The sequence below is a fragment of the Pseudoalteromonas sp. S8-8 genome (assembly GCF_000497875.1).
Taxonomy (GTDB): Bacteria; Pseudomonadota; Gammaproteobacteria; order Enterobacterales; family Alteromonadaceae; genus Pseudoalteromonas; species Pseudoalteromonas arctica.
Window position 1 is genome coordinate 1 of sequence record NZ_AUTR01000068.1, and the last position, 18,915, is coordinate 18,915.

An 18,915-nucleotide genomic window follows, 5' to 3' on the forward strand; every position below is an offset into this window, starting at 1 on the left:
TGGGGCAGAAACGAGTTACGACTGATAGCACTAAGCTGAATTTCGGCAAAGAACGAATAGCGGTCATTGTGATTGGCTAAAAATAGTTAATTACTCATATTGGTGTTTGTTCACATATACAAGTAAACGTGCTACGAGCAGACATTTGCGCGGCTCGCATACAGTCAAATTTTTACCCCCACAAACCGATATAATGAGGGAAATAAATCAATTACAAGAAAAACGATTTTAATTGGCGAGTTTAGTGTGCTCCAGTTTTTTATTGATCTTTAAGCTTAGCACGCTACAAAGCGGTTCGTGGATGAGTGATAGCCAGGTATTGAGGCGCTAGTTATATTAAGTTGTTCGAGGCGGAGGGTGGACTATATTTATTTAGTCAAGACGATTGAGGCATCTACTTAATAATTGGCTATAAAAAAACATCTTATTCTCTTTTATTGACTACAGTTTTAGGTGGCTACAGCGGTGCTAAAAACAAGAGTTATTAAAAAGGCGTTAGCCTGTGAATAAGTTACAAAACTTTAAGCATTAAAGCCACTCTTCAGTTTATACTCCTGTCGGCCTTTCCCCTAGCTACGGCATCCCCCAAAAAATCACGACACTTCACTCCTCAGAGTGATTCTAAGCGACTTTGTATGAAAAGTGATGCAATTTACCTGTGCCTATGAAATTTCCTTATCGAGCCTCTAAGCTCCATAAAGAGAAGTTTATCAAGGCACGATTAGCTTTTTTTAGCTGGAAGATTGGTGAACGCGTTTTTTAAGGACTATTTTGCATTTAACTCTGTAAAGTCGCGCTCGTTCCTCGCTACGGCTTCGCCTAGTTAAAATTAAAAGCCGCGATATAGTGGGTTAGTTACCCATCCCCCATACATTAACTCTTAATGGGTAATGCTTTTGTAGTTGTTAATGATTTAAAAGTAATGAAAAAGAAATTATAATAATGTTTCTTTTACGTTTATTTAATTATGGAATGATTATGATAAAAAATTTACTTTTAACATCTTTAATTGGACTAGTTTCTTTCTCAAGTTTAGCCTCGGAAACTCCACTTTACACTGAATGCTCAACATGTTTTTCTTTCGAACAGTTCAAAAATACAGCAAGATTAAAAGCTAAAGTAGATCGCCCTCGCGATGTTTATGTAATGAATCTAGATAAATCAATTATTGAGAAATTCAATGTTTCTAAGACCATTACAGGGTACAGGATATTAAAAGGAGATAATGAACCTGATGGTCGTGGTGGTCATATTCAAGATGTAAGAATACCTATATATAGTTGGACTGTAGATAGCTATGGTGTAGAGCAGGACGCTTTAAATACTTTTCATAATATATCTGATGCAAAAAGTGCTGTTGTTGCAAGCTTAGCTGGAGTAAGCGCAACTATTGTGCCTAAAGAGATTGCAGGTAGCGCTTGGGACTTAGTTGGATTTGGTGCAAAACAATATGAAGTTTCATCTTATTATAATGAACATACAACCCTAGAACAGGATATATCGAACTTTACAATCGCAGCGGCAAAAGTTTCTGGCGTTGCTGAAATTGAAAAAGTCTTTATGCAGGTTGCTTTTGATGACAAAAGCATTGCAATATATTCGTTATATGGAATTATTGGTGATGAGCTTATATGGGATTTTGAACATGGTAGAGATGTTGACGGAAACAAAGTTGAACCTACACTTCCTGTAACATCACCACGTACATATACCTTTAAAAAAGGTGGTTTATCAACTTTCTCAAATTTTTATGATGCTGCCGTGCGTTCTGGAGCCCAATTTTACAGTACCTCTGCTAAATCACCTTCTTCTGCAGGTCGAGTTTCTTGTGTAGGCGGTAAAGCTCCTGGTTCATATATATGTACTTATACAAAATAATTAATTAAAAAATAGAGCCTTGTAAAACAAGGCTTTAAAATACATGAAAGTTCAACTCCTATGTAACACTATTTCTAACATCCATTATGAACCTTATTAAGTTTTCTTTTGTTGCTCTGATACTTTGAGCTTTGTTAAATTAAGATATAGAGTAAACATTAATTAATGCAGGGACAGCTACATGAGATTTAGAAAGAGCATCAGAATAGGTAAGGGTTCAAGGGGCAACCTAGGAAAAAAGGGAATTACTAGCATTTCTGTTGGAGGTAAAGGTTGAATTCGAAGAGAGCTTTTATGTTTCATAGCTCTCTTCGATGAATGAACTTAAGTATTCAGCATTGGTCTTTAATTTATTTATCAAACTGTTTTTTCGACTAAGAGCGTTACCGTGATTTTTTGCCTTCTGTTTTTCGATTTTCATTTCTCGTTTATTGTGCTGTATTAATTCGTTTTTTTCAGTCAGTGTATTTCCAATTTCATCCGATTTTCTTTTTTCCTTTTGATAGCACTCGTTTAAATCTTTTTTAGTCTCTGATATTAGTATTTTTTCAGCTTCAATTTCTGCTTGTTCTTGCTCTACTTCGAGCTTAGCTTGGATGCGGGCATTGTCTAGAAGCGTATGGGTCACACATTAAGAATCTTCAATGTCTGCTAGTGGAACTAAGCCGAACTTCGGCAAAGAGCGAATTGCGGTCAGTCAATTGCCATAAGCTAATTAATGATAAGTGGAAACTTTCCCCTATTACGCATGTTCGAAGAACCTACAGTAAGCATAATATTTATAACTGGCAATAACTTATACTATTTGCTACTAATAGTAGATCATAGAAAAAGACATTTTCACGTCAAAATGGGGAATTGTGCTTTTATAAAGCTTTTAGGTGCTTTAGTTTATTTACAATCCAATAAAGCAATCCCATTAAATATATTTAAATACTTAAAAGGAAATGATACATGGCTAAAACTATAGATCAGCTAGTTCGTATCGCAGCAGCGGGCGGTGGGATGCATATCGATGCAAATGGAAAAACAGCAGATCAAATGGTACGTATTGCATCTGCAGCATCAGGCAAAGGTGCAACAATAAATATTATTAATTCATCAAAAAAGACTACGGATGAGTTAGTACGTATAGCAGCTGCCGGTAATGGCTGTGTCATGTTCGATTTATCTAATTAAGATCGCACCTAGTACGAACATTAAACGGAAAATTATGTAAGCGCAATGCTTCATAAGGAGTATCAAGTTGCTAAGAAGTCTTCGAAAGGGAAGTACGACTATTGAGTATTGGCATGAATTTGGCGCAGATATCGTACGAGCCATTAATACAGAAATAGAGTTAAAACCCGATCACGCTATATTTCGCGTAACGTTAAAGCCTGTAGATGGTAATCAAAGAATGGATGCTGATAGGATATTTTTAAACAACTTAAATGCGTTAACAAAAATAAAATTTAGTGATTCCCAAATACGTAAAGCAACAGCAAGATTTTTAAACGCCTATAAAGATAGAATCAACCATATTAAATTAGAAATAATTTATAAAAGAAGCTATGAGTTTAATACTAGTCTAAAACCCACAGGTAAAGATGGGCTGTCTTTTGAGCTTAAGGCATAACAATTGCAGTCATAGGAATAACAATTTGCTTTTGCTTCTTCGTTGCTAATTTCAGCCTGCTATTTTATTTACGCCGGTTAAGCGAAGCTTTGCCAATGTCTGCTCATGGCACTTTTGCGAAGTTCAGTAGAAATTAGGATGCCATCCATATTAATTGGGATAGCTTTGTTTGTTCAATTAAGGTGGTAGTCTGGTTTAATTTTTAGTTGCATTATGGCAATTGCTTTTATTGCATGACCTAATTAAATTATCTTTATATGGCCACCTTAATCGCTTTTCATTAAAGTTATTATTCGGCAACTTATCTCGAAAAAATGATAAACAGGGAATTTTATGAACTACTTAAAAAAGCTAAGGCTCGTCGCCACAATCATTTGTCTTTTTCCTCTATTTTCTGCCAATGCTGTCATTGTTAAAGAACACATAATTAGCTCTAAGACGTTGGGAGAAAAGCAAAACGTCACCGTTTATCTGCCTGATAATTATGGTGACTTTCCGGACTATAAATATCCAGTTTATTATTTTCTGGATGGCAAATATTACAAGGACATGATTCAGGGGGTTATGTCATCCTATTACGAGAATGGTTTGGCTCCACACATGATATTGATTGCAATTGAAAACGAAAGCAGAATCAGGGATTACACACCGACTGAACATGTCGAATATAAACAAGGTGGTGGTGCTGATGCCTTTTTAGATTATATAGAGAAAGAGTTGCTTCCCTTTGTCGATAAGCACTATCAAACCTCTGATTTTAAAACCCTAAGCGGACACTCTCTTGGCGGGCTTCTTTCTTTGCATGCAATGCACTCCCGACCGGGTTTGTTTACTGCCCACGTTGCATTAAGTCCTTCTATTCACTGGGGTAATGAAGTCACATTGCCTAAACTGAAAAGGTATCTGTCTTCAGAAGAAGATTTGAATCAGTTTCTTTATGTCAATCTAGGAGATGAAGGTTTTCAGGTGATTGATGATTCGGCAATAGCTATGCGTGAGGGTTTTTTAGAATTAAAGGCATTTCTGGAAGAAACCAAACCCAACGGCCTCAGATTTAAGATAGAACATTTGCAAACGCTCCCCCACGTAGCGACGTTAATGACTGGTCTGGTTAATTCCACCAATGAATTGTATCGTAACTGGTCAGTACCCTTTAGAGTTTTTACAGAGGGGCCAGAAGGTTTTGATAAGCATTTTAAGCTGCTGTCGCAAGACTTATTTCAGGAGATCAAACCTCGAAAAGGTGCGATCAATTTTGCCTCATATTATATGACAGGGCTTGAGTCGCCCGAAAAAGGCATGGAGCTGTTGCAATATAACGCAGGGCTTTATTTAGATTCTGCATGGGTGTTGTTTAATCTGGCCAAAGGCTACAAAGAGAGAGGGGATCAAGATAAGGCTAAACAGCAAGCTATGCTGGCTCTTGGAAAAATAAAAAGCCATGAAGAAAACCTCAAAACCTCTATCGATGAGTTTATTGCTGGGTTTGATACAGAGAAATAGATATGTAGGTATGCTAAGGGGGTCACCCTTGATTTTATGTATCAAAAAAAACAACACCGTCCGGAATTGGCACTGAGCCGAACTTCGGCAAAGAGCGATAAGCGGTCAGTCGTATTTTTTACATTGTATGACTGCTTCAAGCTCAAAGCTGCCGTTGATATTTGAGTTATAAACTCTGAATATGAGTATATTGTCACCATAAAACATCTATCGGTCTAACTCGCAATGGGGCACAAAGCGTCTTAGGGTTTTTGCTCTATTAACCTGTTGGACTACTTCATTTACGGTCGCTTTTTCCCAATACCGAGCATAAAGGGATCGTTGTTCTGGATATTTACCCATTCGCGGATATTTCTATTGAATCGTCATTCATAGAATGATAGATTTTAGCCATGAAGATAAAAAACATATTTCAACTAACCTCAATTTCTTGGTGGCGTTCTATTTTATAGAGCGACGCTGGATCACATTTATTCAAAGCCGTCGGATGACTGTTTATGAATAAAGCAACTTATGTCTCCGATGGTAAAATTAGGAGTCATATTATGCAAAATCAAACACTTCCCCTTAACAAAGACAAAATACTAACCGGTGATAGAGCAACGGGGCAGTTACATCTCGGGCACTTCGTTGGTTCACTTCAACAAAGGGTTGCTTTACAGCATCAGTACGAACAGACCATCTTAGTCGCGGATTTACAAGGTCTGACGGACAATGGGCACAACCCTCATAAAGTATCATCCAATATTTTGAATGTCGTTGCAGACTACTTGGCCGTCGGTATTGATACTCAAAAAACCACGATTTGTTTGCAGTCAGCAATACCTGCCTTATCAGAATTGACCATGTATTATTCAAATTTAGTCTCCGTCTCTAGATTACAGAGAAACCCAACGGTCAAAAGTGAAATTGCAAGTAAGTCATTCGGCGCTTCAATACCAGCAGGGTTTTTAACCTATCCCATTAGCCAAGCGGCCGATATAACAGCATTTAGAGCAACACTTATTCCCGTAGGTGATGACCAATTACCGATGATTGAACAAACCAATGAAATAGTGAGAAAACTAAATTATATCGCTCAAGCGGATATTTTAGTTGAGTGCCGTCCCTTGTTAAGCAAAGTACCTCGGTTGCCAAGTTTGGACGGTAAAAGCAAAATGTCTAAATCAATGGGTAACAGTATTTTATTGGATTCAAGCGAAAAGGATATTTCTAAGGCAGTAAAATCAATGTATACCGACGCTAGCCATTTACGAATTGAAGACCCGGGTAAAATTGAAGGTAATGTTGTTTTTACATACTTGGATGCATTCCATAGTGATACTGCTTATATTAGTGAATTAAAGGCGAGATACCAACAAGGCGGTTTAGGTGATGGATCACTAAAAAAAATTCTCGAAGAGTGTTTGCAAGATACTCTTAAACCCATTCGGGAGCGTAGAAAATCATTTATATCTGATAAAGCGCAGTTAATCGAAATTCTTAGGAATGGAAGTGACAAATCACAAGAAGAATCGAATCAGATTCTAAACAGTGTTAAAAATGCATTTGGCTTGAGTTTATTTTAGTTGTAATACTTTTATTGAAAGAGGAAAACAAGCCTCCAAAGTCAGGAGGGGAAATAAACAAGAAAATTTTACTCGCTAAGGTGTAATGAGCACACAAGCAAGTTAGATGTATTTCTGCGTTTAACATAACCCCCTTTATATTCGACGACTGAAGGCTACTTACTAAATAGTAACCTTTTTATCTATCACTTTTTCTGCACTTTTAGTTAACAATAGCGAACGTATTATGCTTGCTAATACCCAAATTTGGCCTCGTAGTGCTTAAGTGAATTTAGCCATTTTTTGTTTTGTGAGTCGTAAAGGGGCGTTATCGCCTTAGATTAACGCTCTAATTTTAAAAGTTCAATGGCCGCTCTGGTGGCTTAGCTGTCCAATTCAGAGGTTTTTGAAAAGTAATGTCAATGTCTGCTGTTGGCACTTTTGCGAAGTTCGGTTTGAACGAAAACCAAGTATTAGGATAGGCTTAAATTTAGCCCTACAATCGTAAATACTGAAATTCTACCTATTCTTTATGTACGTACTGACGATAGCGATTTGCCAACGACAGCCTAAAACACACATAACCCTTAACATCTATGTCATTGTATGGTTGTATTTTATGTCGGGGAATGGTTGCAGGTTATTTTTAAGTGATTGATATGTAATTTGATTTCAGCGACACTAATGTCACAAATCGCAAATAGTGGAAACCAAAAAGACATTGACGCAGGTCACGGACTGCCAAATAAACTAGGTGATAATATGAATGAACTTGCTGAATATCTAGGTTTAACTGATGAGCAGTATGATGAACTAGACATTGAACTACATGAAGATACTGGCTCCAGTGGTGAAATGGTTTACTCATATTGGTTTAACGTCCCTGAAACTGCCTCAGCCGAAATTCTTCAAAAGACAGGTTGGAAAGTGGGTCAGTTCATAAATGGCATTCCAGTTTGGGCAGTCAATGCTGATGACCCTGAATCAGAATTTTAGTCTTGGATTAACAAAATATGTCTCGTATGCAAAATGTAATGGCAATGATAGGTTTTCTTGACTCTAGCGGCCTTAACCGTAACGGCAAAGCAATGCAAGAAGCTACTGTCAGCTAATGGATAAATCAGGCAGGAATGGGCTAGTTTCAGTATCTGTATTTACAGGGCAGCATTCAAGCTTTGGCCCGCATCTATTGTTTGGGGATGAAATTCGAAGTTTCGGTATTCCTCACACTGAGTTTAAAACCAGCTATGAATTCCCTAGTTTTGAGCTTAATGAAGACGAATTAGAGTTGAGTATTAAAGGTAAAAATTATGAATTTAGTATCAAAAATCTGAGGCTGGATTAGTCTTTTTTTGAAAGGAAGCAGTAGCAGAAATGCTAGGTTATTAAATGTTGGAATGTACTCCTACTATGTAAATTTTTCTCTGGAAAAGTGAAACTTTACATTTGCTAACTCTGGAAAACGAACTAAGCTGACCAATTAACGTACAATTATTGGTCAGCTTTTTTATGCTCACAATAGTTCAATCAGATGATTTTAAAACTGAGATCCAAACTCCTTTTTGCAAAACAAAATCAAGCATTCAGCTAAAAGGCTTTCCAACTTTTTATGAAAATGGTGAATACGTCATGCCAATAAATCTTTGGATGAATCACCTCATTAACGTTAAGCGCGCGAAAAACATTAATTCAAACGTTCGTGCCATAAGTCGATATTGGCGCTTTTTAAAAAGTCATGAGCTCTCTTGGAAAGATTTTCCAACTATCAAATCAAATAAGCCCACATATATTTTCCGAAACCAAGATCTTTTGGCCTCAGTGAAAGCCGGTGAGCTAAATAGCTCAACAGCAGCTGTATATATGAACCATATAATTAAATTCTACGAGTGGGCATATTATGAGAAGTTAATTAACTTCTCTAAGGAAAATAAACCATTTGAAGTAGAGTTTGTTAGCATCAAAACGACTGGGATGCTTGCGCATATCAATCGTAATTATGTTGTTAGAAGTTCAGACTTGAGGATCAGGGTCCCAAGGCGTACACCAGAGCAAAGCTTGAATCCCCTTACAAAGATGAGGTAAAATTATATTCGCGAGCACTCAAAGAACAGTCAATTGAGTTCCAAATACATCAACTATTACAACTCATGTGCGGCCTTCGTATAGAAGAAGCCTGCACCTTTCCTGCTAACCTAGTGAATAGATGTGACCCGAATAAATACCATATTCAAGTTAGTATAGGACCTCATAACGGTGTACTCACCAAATTTGGCTCAGTCAGAACTATCGAAATTCCAACACTGTTAATGAACAAGATGCATCGCTACTTGATTAGTGAGCGTCGCCAGAAAAGAGAGTCTAAAACCGATAAAACGATTACGGAATTATTAATTACCAATAGAGGCAAGCCATATACTACCAATGCAATACAGCGTCACTTTAGCTTAACTCTTAATTACATACGCAATGAGCTAAATACCCACTTTCAGCATAGAACACACGATTTACGTGCAACTTACGGTACATTTCGTCTTGCGTCCCTTTTAGACGAGAAAGTTGGGTTGTCACCATTCGATGCTATGTCATTAATCATGGGGTGGATGGGACATAAAGATGAGAAAACAACTTGGCGATACCTTAACTTTATAAACCGAAGCAAGGCATCGATACGTGCAGTTTGCTTTTTAGATCAAGTTATGGAGTCAGTCATCAATGAGCATGAGGATCTCTTGTGATTAACAAATCAAATTTAAATATTGACCTTAAGTTAAATATTTATGGTGATACAATTTGTATACCCAGACTTTCAAAGATTTAGATACAAAGGCGTGCCTAAACTTTTTGAAATGCATCGGGGTACTTTGCTTAACCGAGACAACCAAATCATTAAGTGGTATCAAGCATTCAAAGCTAATACAGAATATACTGACACAACAATGAATACCCTTTTTAGAACATTTACACGGTATGTGAATATTTGTGACAGTATTCCCGTAAATCCAGATTCAAAAGAGGGTATCAATGCATTTGAAACAGCTCTAGTTCACAGCGTTAGAATTGGCAGCAAAAGTTCAAACACAGCAAAAGGTGAATTAAGTAGTATAAGAACAATAATGAAGATGCTAGATCACCCTGTTGATGAGTGGTTTTCTAAATTCAAACTATTTCGCAGCCAAATAAATCCAACTCAAGCATACTCAGAATCTGAATTGAAAAAGTTAATTAAAATACTAAAAGAACTATATTTTCAGCTTTCCAAGCAAATTCAAACCTCACCTAAAGAATACATTCAAGCAAGGAGAAGCGACCAATACGCGAGCTTTTCTTTTAATAAAATCGAAGTGCCTGTAAGTGGTGCTATTACCAAGTGTTACTGTGCTGCATATTTCTTACTTGCCTATTACACATGGGCAAACGCTAGTACGATAAGAGATATGGATATCCCCAAAGCTTCACAAAAAAAGGGACAGCAAGGTAAGTGGTTTGTGCAAACAGCATTAAAGAAGAGAGCTAATAAATTTGTTACCATCGAGCTCGGCGATAATCTTAGCACAGACATTCCAAAGCATGCGCTAAATTTTATTAATGACCTTATCACCCTTACGCACGTGCTGTTTCCAGATGCCAATAGACTACTTCATCAATGTCTTAACGGGATAAATAAGCCCTTGTGCCCAACGCATATTCGTTCCAATATGAATTGGCTAATTAATATATTCGATTTGACTGATGACAATGGTCAACAACTTAGGCCTGAAGCTAAACGCTTTAGAGCTACAGGTGCATCTAATTACTTAGCACTCACAGGAAACTCACTCGAAACATCCATGTTGCTCAATAACACACCTGATGTAGTTCGAAAGCACTATAGCAGAGGTAACGAGTCAGAAAATAACGCCCAACTTCAAGCCACAGCTAACACCTTAGAAAATGCAATTAAATGTGGCGATATTAGTAGAGCACGAGAACAAACTCTTGAGCAAATGAATCTAGAAATACTACCCTATGATGAATTCGTAAACCGCTATGCTAAATCAGGGAATGGTCAAAAAACACCTTTAGGTACAGGTTGCAAAGACCCCTTTGATAACCATGGTGACCGTTTTCGACGAAAGGCCTCTATCGATAGCGTTGACATGACCCATCTTGCCTGTGCAGACTTATTAAATTGCTTTTCCTGCCCAAATCAAGTGCTGGTTGAAGAAGTTGATGATATTTGGTGTTTATTGAGTTTTTATGAAGCGTTAGAGGATGCCAAAGAAGATCACCTCAACATGTCACACTTTAAAAACAATTTTGATCGAGTACTAAGAAAAATAAAGCAAGTGCTTTTTAGTATCGACTTAAAAGTGCGCAGGCAAGCTGAGCGGAAGCTACATACAATTGGTCGCCACCCTTTTTGGCCCGATACGCTTAATTTGGTTTTATAAGGAAATGCTATGAAACCGTTACTTGCTGCACCAGAACAAGTTATAAAAGAGAATACTGTTTTTGTTGAACAGGCAATACAGTATTTTGAAAATAAGGATTGGGACAATTTAAACAAAATCCCAGTAATGATTGACCAAAATGGTAAAACCATAAGTTACTTTGGCGATAACATATGGGATTTAACACACTATGTAGATGCAAAAATTGTTTCTAAAAAACGCGCCTCATTTACACATTTAACAACCACTTCGCTATTACAAGAACAAAAGTTACTCGCATTCCTTGGTTTGTTTGCTGTCGGCACTTTAAGGCAAGGGGCAACGATAAAAACCACAACATTTTTAGAGAGAAATATCAATTTAACCCAAGTATATAAATACATAGAATCCATCAAAGCAGATTCGATCTGTGTCCTTAACCATCCCATACAGTTTTCTAGGTTTTGCGAATATTTAAAGTCACTTAAAATGTGTGGAAGATATATTTCCAAACTCATTGTTGCATTAAATTGGATTCAGGCTATAAGAAACCAAATCCCCATAAAACTATCATTACCTTTAACAACATCAATTACAGAATTAGGCCGTCAGCTAGGATGTCCTACAAAGTTAGAAAGCGAGCAATTTTATGCCATTCCATCACGCTTGATGCAACTCATATACACAAAGGCTATCGAGTATATAGATACTTACTATCCTATTCGAGATACATTATTAGCTATCCATACCGAGCAGCAAGAAAACTATGAAATTGGTAAAGCGGCCGTAGATAACAAAATAAAATCAGGACAATGGAATTGGTTAACATCTGATTCCCCTCACTACAAAGCTGAGATAACTAAAGCTAAACCCCAAACTTCTACCAATATACTTAAAAGCTATATTTCCAACGCCGATACAGAAAAGTTAATTCCTAGTGATATACGAAGATTCAATTGGTTATACTCCCATATTCTTACTTGCTGCTTTATAATCTGTGGTGCCTTTTCAGGCATGAGAAGAAGCGAGATTTATAGCTTACATCCTGATAGTTTCAAAAAGTTAAAACTAAAAGACCAAGTGTTTTATTCACTTCAGTCCTATCATAGTAAAATGACCCCCGCAGTGCCGGAAAAAGCAGAATGGTTGACATCTCCAATAACTGGAAAAGCAATAGAACTAGCATCTTTACTGACACAAAATATGAGAACCCAGCTCATGCTCTCAGATGACCGAGTTGAAAATGCTAGAGCCTCAAGCATCTGGTTAGTTCAACAAATGAAATGCAGAAAGCCAAACATGCTGACAGGTCCACCTTTTGCCCTTCATCATAAGCAGTTAGTAGAAGAGGCTGGCGCCATCGTAAATGAGCAAGATTATGAAGAGTTTAAACTTCTAAATCCAAACCTAAACACACACGCTTACAAGCAAAAGATAGTTATAGGTAAGCCTTGGGCTTTTACAACCCATCAACTCAGACGAACTTTTGCGGTGTTTGGCAAACGTTACAACTTACTATCTGACGTCGCTATTAAGCAGCAATACAAGCACCTGTATTTACCAATGGCACAGTGGTACTCAGAAGGCGGCGTAGCAGCCAAAATAAAACATGTAAAAGTGGATTCAGAACTCAATAATTTACTTCAAGAAGTAGATAGAGAAGTCACTACACAACTATTGCATCAGTGGTATAACTCAGATGACAAGCTATATGGTAAGAAAGGTATAGATGTTGTTAAAGATAGAGAAGATACCGCTGTTAAATACTCATCCTGGGATGCTCTTTATGCTCAAGTATCTGCTGGTAGAATATCTATTGCTGGTACACTTCACTCATACTGCATGGCTGGTTATGAATGCAGAATGGAAAAGGTCGTATCACCAACCAACTGTTTTAACTGCGAGAACGTTGTTATAGACGAAACAAAAGCACAAGCTTGGCAAAAACGACATCAGTGGATTGTTGAGACTATAACTGAAATGGAGCAGCATACTAAACTATCTCAATCGCAGCTAAGCCATTTTATTACGCAATTACGTGCAGCTGAAAAGGTTATGGACTACTTTGAGATAAGCTACACTCCATACAAACCCGAAATTGAGATCAGACAGCTTTGAGTAAGTCAGAGAATACAAGGTTAGAGCTTCTAAGCGCAATTGACAGGATACTTTCTGGCGATACAGTACGTATTGATGCCAAACGAGGTTTAAGTGCCATTGCAGTTGAGGAAGAAGCTAACCTTGGTAATGGCTCAGCTTACTATTACTCAGACGTCATTGAAAAAATTAAACTACTAAAATCAAAAGCTATAACAAAAAAGCAAGCACAGCAAAACTCAGATGTTACTAAGTTACGTGAAAAGCTTGCCAACGAGAAACGGTTAAAAGAAAAATATCGAGCGGAAATAGCCAGCTTAAAAGAGCAAATGGCACAAATTTCTTCTACCCACAATGCCCTAGCGCTTTCAAATCACCAGCACTTAAAAAAGATAAATGATCTTGAGTCAGAGTTATTTTTACTGAAGAAAAATTAATATATCTTCAATTGCTTAAAGCATCGCCTAAAAAATGAAACAAGGTTAAATGAGATGTACCCTGATGAAGTTCAACAATTAAAAAGCCATATAACAAATATTGCAGCTCAACATAATGGGTTAGCACTTACGATACTACAATATCAATATCAATATAAAGCGGCTGAACTAACAATGTGGAAAAGGTAAAATAATTATTTAACTGAATAAGTACAATTGTCAAAGGCAAGTTTCAACACATGAGCCGATTATTAGTATAGCTGACATTAAATGAATACTATTTAAATAAATTTAAATAAACATTAAAGCAGGTATTCTGATCGTTTGAACAAACCTTTACATTCCCGCCATTAGCTTCAGCTAAGGCTTTAACTATAGCGAGCCCTAAACCAGCGCCATCACTATGGCGTTGACGAGACTTATCTGATCGATAAAAGCGATCAAATAAATAAGGTAAATGTGCAGAAGGTATTTTCTCACCGGTATTACTCACACAGATACATACTTTTTCAGCAGATGTTATTTCACTACATACCGTAATTGATGACCCCTTCGGTGCATATCTTATAGCATTCGATAACAGGTTTGATAACAATTGACGAAAATGTAGCTTGTCACAATAAAAGCTGATGTTTTCACCTGCTTTATGAAGTATCAGCGATGACTCTTCAGCTAATGCATCAAAATACTCAAACAGCACCTCAATTTCTTCATGGCTGGATAAAATATCTTGGGCTGGTTTAATTAGGCCGTTTTGAGATTTTGCCAGCCAAAGCATGTCGTTAACCATCTTAGTTAGCCGCTCAAGCTCTTCGAGGTTAGAAAATAATAACTCTTGGTACTCTTCGGATTGTCTTTTTTTAGATAGACCAACCTGTGTTTGAGTTATTATATTGGTAAGCGGTGTACGTAGCTCATGAGCAATATCACTGGAAAAATTTGATAGGCGGATAAACTCACCTTGTAACCTGTCTAGCATTGCATTGAAAGATTGCACCATATTAACAAGCTCAATCGGTACTTGGCCTTCATCAAGCCTTACATCCATTTTATTAGTTTGGATATCATGCATTTTCTGGCTTAAACCACGTATTGGGTTGAGTCCTTGATGTATAGCAAACCAAGCCACCAATAAAATGAGTACCGCTGAACCAAACATAATAGCCCAAAGGCTTTGCTGAAATTGATTGAGAAAGTGTAAATGAAAGCTCATATCAATAGCAGCTGTGATCTTATAAAGTTGCTGCTCAGTACTAAAGTCACTCACTAAAGCGCGATAAGTATGTGTGTTTTTTTGCCATTCAACTATGTTGTTTTGGTTAAAACTGTTTGAGGTGGTTACTTTTAAAACAAATTCGCTAAAGTCTGTTGCCGTACTTTTATATATAAGCCTTCCTTGAGCTGTATTAACTTGATAATAAACCCCATGATGACCCGCCACGGCTTGAGATAACGCATTTCTAAGGTTTTTTTCCGACGCGTATGGCTTAGATAAAACGGATTTGACAGACTGTGTGATAACTTTTAATTCACCACTATCTTGTTGTAAAAAATGATGATTTATTGAGCTACTTATAAGCGAAGCGACGAGGGTTAAGCAGCCTATCACTGTCAAAGCAACAAACAATACCACTCGCATTGTTAAAGATAATGGTTTTTCATTAAGGCTCATCGGTTATTACCTCAAGCTTGTAACCCATGCCACGCACAGTGTGTATTAGCTTTACTGGAAAACCATCATCAACTTTACTTCTGAGTCTGCGAATGGCTACATCAATGACATTTGTATCGCTATCAAAGTTCATATCCCAAACTTGAGAAGCGATTAGTGAACGAGGAAGTACTTCACCCTCACGGCGCAGTAATAGTTCAAGTAAACTAAATTCTTTATTGCTTAGGAGTATACGTTGTTCGGCACGAAATACATTCCGTTTTTGAATATTAACTTTTAAATCATAGGCTTGTAAGATGTCTTCGGTTTTATGCGCGTTTCCGCGACGAAGAAGCGTGCGTACCCTTGCTAACACTTCAGAGAATGCAAAGGGCTTTATTAAGTAGTCATCAGCGCCTAATTCAAGCCCTTTTACTCTGTCATCGACACTGTCACGAGCCGATAGAAAAAGAACAGGAACGTCTTTATTCACTTCACGAATAGATTGTAAAATTCGCCAACCAGATACATCTGGCAACATTACATCCAAAATTATGACATCAAATAACTCAGTCATTGCTAAATGATGCCCATCGAGCCCATTACGTGCTAATGAAACTTGAAAACCAGCTTCACTCAGACCTTGCTTTAAGTAATCACCTGTTTTCACTTCATCTTCAACAACTAGTAAGCGCATGCAAAACCTTTATTAAAGTTATAATTATTGTCTGTTATAAGATTATGCCGTATTCACCGTAACAGCAACATGACATCAAGATTACAACTTTGTAATGTTCGCGTCATGTTAAAGACAGGTCTATTTTCTATACTTAATAACTATTCTGCTATGAAGGAGTAAGGAAATGGGGTTTAAAAAGTCATCACAACAGGTTAGCACACCACGAAGACGATTTGTTCAAGGCATAATTGCAGGTGGTGTACTTGCTGCTTTTCCGAGCGTGTTACATGCTGCATCATCTTTAGTAGCAGGAACACTAACAGGCACTGTGCCCGAATTAAGCGGCGAAGTCATAGATCTGGTCATAGATGAATCGCCGGTTAACTTTACCGGCGTAGTACGTATGGCGACAACAATTAATGGTTCTATACCCGCTCCAACCTTGCGCTTAAAAGAAGGTGATGATGTTACTATAAGAGTAACAAATAACTTATCAGTACCGAGCTCTATCCATTGGCATGGCATCATTCTACCTTATCAGATGGATGGCGTGCCAGGTATCAGTTTTAAAGGCATTATGCCGGGCGAAACCTTTATTTATAAATTTAAGCTACAGCAAAGCGGTACATATTGGTATCACTCCCACAGTGGTTTTCAAGAAATGACAGGCATGTACGGTGCATTAATTATTGAACCGCGAGAAAACGATATTATTAGTGCAGATAACGAACATGTTATTCAATTATCTGATTGGACTGATGATGACCCTATGGCGCTGTTCCGTAAATTAAAAGTACAGAGTGATGTATTTAACTTCAATCAACCTACTGTTCCAGAGTTTTTCGATGACGTTTCAAGCAGCAGTATTTCAAATGCTCTACAGCGCCGAAAAATGTGGAATCAGATGCGAATGAACCCTACAGACTTAGCTGATTTATCTGCATCAGCAATGACTTTTTTAATGAACGGTAGTACTCCAATGGCAAACTGGCGTGGATTATTTAAAGTCGGTGAAAAGCTTAGGTTAAGGTTTATTAATGGCTCTAGTAATAGCTTTTTTGACGTGCGTATCCCCGAGCTAAAACTGACGGTTGTACAAGCAGATGGGCAAAACGTTGAACCAGTGACAGTTGATGAATTTAGATTCGGCCCTGGTGAAACCTATGACGTGATTGTTGAGCCAAAAAATGATGCGTATACGATTTTTGCTCAAAGCATGGACCGCTCAGGTTACGCAAAAGGAACTTTATCAACGGCACCTAATATTGATGCGCCAATACCTGCTCTGGATCCTGTTGAGTGGTTAACGATGACCGATATGATGGGCAATATGACCCACGGCGGTGAGCATTCTGCAATGGCTGGTATGTCAGGCATGAACTCTAAAAAAATGGATCATAGCGCAATGGGCCACGGTGCAATGGCGATGGATCATAGCAAACATGGTATGTCTGAAAACCCATTGGCGGTTGCCAGCTCTAAAGTGCGTCATGCAAAAACGGAGTATGGAGCTTCAGTTGATATGCGCGTTGATATGCCTAGAACAAATCTTGATGATCCTGGTATTGGTTTACGTAAAAATGGTCGCCGTGTTTTAACACTTGCAGATTTACACTCACTTGAAGGGATCACTAACCAGCAAGAGCCAGAAGCTGAAATTGAGCTGCATTTAACCGGCAACATGGAGCGTTATAGCTGGTCATTTGATGGCTTAGAATTTGGTAAAAGCACGCCAGTGCATATGAAGCATAATCAACGTTTAAGAGTTATTTTACAAAACGATACCATGATGACACACCCTATGCATTTGCATGGTATGTGGAGTGATTTAGAAAACGAGCAAGGTGATGTGCAAGTGCGACGTCATACGATTCCTGTTCAACCCGCACAAAGAATCAGCTTTTTAACCACCCCTCACGATGTAGGTCGCTGGGCTTGGCATTGCCATTTATTATTCCATATGGATGCCGGTATGTTTAGAGAGGTAGTCGTATCATGAAACAATTAAAACTATCTAAATCATTCGGTTTATTAATGTTAACTGGGGCTTCATTAATTAGTTTCCCTTTATTAGCGCAAAGTGAAATGGCACAAATGAATAGCGCTAAGATGCAACCACAAGGAGGAAGTGCACCTAAAGATGCAAGAGACCCTCATGCTTACTCTGCGGGAACAACTTTAACAGAAGGCCCATATGCGCTTGAGGGCAATGAGCGATTAACACTCGCTGATGAGCATCCATTTTACGCATTACTAGGCGATCGTCTTGAATATAACGAGCAAGCAAATGCAGGTGTATTTGACTTACAAGCATGGTACGGCACTACCTTTGATCGATTGGTAGTTAAAACTGAGGGGGATTTCAGCGAAGGAAGCCTTGAGGAAAACCAAACCGATATTTTATGGGGTCACGCCGTATCAGCATATTGGGATACTCAAGCAGGTGTTCGTCTTGATTACAATAAAGAAGGTGAAAATCGGCAATGGTTGGCTTTTGGCTTACAAGGTTTAGCCCCTTATTGGTTTGAACTTGATATGACAGCGTACGTAGGTGAGCGAGGCAATACCGCATTTACGTTAGAGGCAGAGTACGAACTACTACTCACGCAAAAGCTAATTATACAACCGCGAGCCGAAATTACACTTTATGGCAAAAACGATAAACAAAACGAACTTGGAAGTGGCCTATCAAGCAGCGCGATTGGCTTTAGGGTTCGTTATGAGTTTACACGCCAGTTTGCGCCCTATATTGGCGTTGAATGGAGCAATAAATTTGGCAGTACCGCCGACTATGCCACATCAAGTGGACAAAGTAGCAATAACACCGCATTTGTTGCGGGTATTAAATTTTGGTTTTAATCATTTTAAATAAGAGGTAATTATGAAGTTATTTAATTCTGCAGTAGTTATTTTAGGTTTAGTGCTTACATTTTCCGCATCAGCGCATATATCACTCAAGCAATCAACACCTACGCAAGAAGCCATGTTAATGCAAAGCCCAGAGCAACTTTCGTTAACTTTTGGTGGTGAAGTAAGGCTAGCAAAAGTCATCATCAAAGATGAAAAAAATAAATCAATAAACTTTGATTTCAAACC

19 protein-coding genes are annotated in these 18,915 nt (G+C 37.9%); 16 read left to right on the plus strand and 3 right to left on the minus strand.

Features of this window, described 5'->3' with window-relative positions:
• The first annotated feature begins 978 nt into the window (after window positions 1-978).
• The gene (locus tag L659_RS0120340; protein WP_024590362.1) at window positions 979-1,878 is read left to right on the plus strand and encodes a hypothetical protein; all 900 of its coding nucleotides are present in this window, start codon (window positions 979-981) and stop codon (window positions 1,876-1,878) included.
• Between the two features lie 181 nt (window positions 1,879-2,059).
• On the plus strand, window positions 2,060-2,155 hold the full coding sequence (locus L659_RS1000000123560) for a DUF4236 domain-containing protein (protein WP_076915493.1): 96 nt from the start codon (window positions 2,060-2,062) through the stop codon (window positions 2,153-2,155).
• A gap of 15 nt (window positions 2,156-2,170) precedes the next feature.
• Here L659_RS1000000123560 and L659_RS0120345 read toward each other — a convergent pair whose 3' ends face one another.
• Window positions 2,171-2,506: a hypothetical protein gene (locus tag L659_RS0120345; RefSeq protein WP_024590361.1), complete on the minus strand. Its 336-nt coding sequence runs from the start codon at window positions 2,504-2,506 to the stop codon at window positions 2,171-2,173.
• Window positions 2,507-2,832: 326 nt separating this feature from the next.
• Between L659_RS0120345 and L659_RS0120355 the strand changes: the two genes are divergently transcribed.
• The 11 genes from L659_RS0120355 (at window position 2,833) to L659_RS0120405 (ending at window position 13,489) form a co-directional block, all read left to right on the plus strand.
• Entirely contained in the window at window positions 2,833-3,057 is a 225-nt protein-coding gene (locus L659_RS0120355; RefSeq protein WP_024591704.1) for a hypothetical protein, read from the plus strand.
• A gap of 67 nt (window positions 3,058-3,124) precedes the next feature.
• Window positions 3,125-3,496: a hypothetical protein gene (locus tag L659_RS0120360; protein ID WP_024591705.1), complete on the plus strand. Its 372-nt coding sequence runs from the start codon at window positions 3,125-3,127 to the stop codon at window positions 3,494-3,496.
• 333 nt (window positions 3,497-3,829) lie between these two features.
• Window positions 3,830-4,999, plus strand: a complete 1,170-nt coding sequence (locus L659_RS0120365) for an alpha/beta hydrolase (protein ID WP_024591706.1) — start codon at window positions 3,830-3,832, stop codon at window positions 4,997-4,999.
• Window positions 5,000-5,544: 545 nt separating this feature from the next.
• On the plus strand, window positions 5,545-6,567 hold the full coding sequence (gene trpS / locus L659_RS0120370; protein ID WP_024591707.1) for a tryptophan--tRNA ligase: 1,023 nt from the start codon (window positions 5,545-5,547) through the stop codon (window positions 6,565-6,567).
• A gap of 663 nt (window positions 6,568-7,230) precedes the next feature.
• Window positions 7,231-7,542 (plus strand): hypothetical protein, encoded by a 312-nt coding sequence (locus tag L659_RS0120375; RefSeq protein ID WP_024591708.1) that lies wholly within the window; start codon window positions 7,231-7,233, stop codon window positions 7,540-7,542.
• Between the two features lie 115 nt (window positions 7,543-7,657).
• Entirely contained in the window at window positions 7,658-7,891 is a 234-nt protein-coding gene (locus tag L659_RS0120385; RefSeq protein ID WP_024591709.1) for a hypothetical protein, read from the plus strand.
• Window positions 7,892-8,055: 164 nt separating this feature from the next.
• Window positions 8,056-8,628: a hypothetical protein gene (locus L659_RS1000000123830; RefSeq protein ID WP_196812478.1), complete on the plus strand. Its 573-nt coding sequence runs from the start codon at window positions 8,056-8,058 to the stop codon at window positions 8,626-8,628.
• 233 nt (window positions 8,629-8,861) lie between these two features.
• Complete coding sequence (locus tag L659_RS1000000123970) at window positions 8,862-9,281, plus strand: site-specific integrase (protein WP_231388460.1); 420 nt, start codon at window positions 8,862-8,864, stop codon at window positions 9,279-9,281.
• 42 nt (window positions 9,282-9,323) lie between these two features.
• Complete coding sequence (locus tag L659_RS0120395; RefSeq protein WP_024591710.1) at window positions 9,324-10,976, plus strand: hypothetical protein; 1,653 nt, start codon at window positions 9,324-9,326, stop codon at window positions 10,974-10,976.
• Between the two features lie 9 nt (window positions 10,977-10,985).
• Window positions 10,986-13,073 carry a hypothetical protein gene (locus tag L659_RS0120400; protein ID WP_024591711.1) on the plus strand — a complete coding sequence of 696 codons (2,088 nt, stop codon included), beginning with the start codon at window positions 10,986-10,988 and terminating at the stop codon, window positions 13,071-13,073.
• Complete coding sequence (locus tag L659_RS0120405; RefSeq protein WP_024591712.1) at window positions 13,070-13,489, plus strand: hypothetical protein; 420 nt, start codon at window positions 13,070-13,072, stop codon at window positions 13,487-13,489. Before L659_RS0120400 ends, L659_RS0120405 begins: the two co-directional genes overlap by 4 nt.
• 277 nt (window positions 13,490-13,766) lie before the next feature.
• Here L659_RS0120405 and L659_RS0120415 read toward each other — a convergent pair whose 3' ends face one another.
• Together L659_RS0120415 and L659_RS0120420 are read right to left on the minus strand one after the other, a co-directional pair.
• Window positions 13,767-15,161, minus strand: coding sequence for a heavy metal sensor histidine kinase (locus L659_RS0120415; protein WP_024591713.1), 1,395 nt, complete (start codon window positions 15,159-15,161; stop codon window positions 13,767-13,769).
• Window positions 15,151-15,837 carry a heavy metal response regulator transcription factor gene (locus L659_RS0120420; protein ID WP_024591714.1) on the minus strand — a complete coding sequence of 229 codons (687 nt, stop codon included), beginning with the start codon at window positions 15,835-15,837 and terminating at the stop codon, window positions 15,151-15,153. Before L659_RS0120420 ends, L659_RS0120415 begins: the two co-directional genes overlap by 11 nt.
• Before the next feature lie 166 nt (window positions 15,838-16,003).
• Between L659_RS0120420 and L659_RS0120425 the strand changes: the two genes are divergently transcribed.
• The 3 genes from L659_RS0120425 to L659_RS0120435 all read left to right on the plus strand — a co-directional run.
• Window positions 16,004-17,818 carry a copper resistance system multicopper oxidase gene (locus tag L659_RS0120425; RefSeq protein ID WP_024589686.1) on the plus strand — a complete coding sequence of 605 codons (1,815 nt, stop codon included), beginning with the start codon at window positions 16,004-16,006 and terminating at the stop codon, window positions 17,816-17,818.
• Window positions 17,815-18,678: a copper resistance protein B gene (locus tag L659_RS0120430; RefSeq protein ID WP_024589685.1), complete on the plus strand. Its 864-nt coding sequence runs from the start codon at window positions 17,815-17,817 to the stop codon at window positions 18,676-18,678. The genes L659_RS0120425 and L659_RS0120430 overlap by 4 nt, the downstream gene beginning before the upstream one ends.
• A 22-nt stretch (window positions 18,679-18,700) precedes the next feature.
• Window positions 18,701-18,915, plus strand: a 215-nt coding sequence (locus tag L659_RS0120435; RefSeq protein WP_024591666.1) for a copper resistance CopC family protein, incomplete at its 3' end; no start/stop codon positions are given.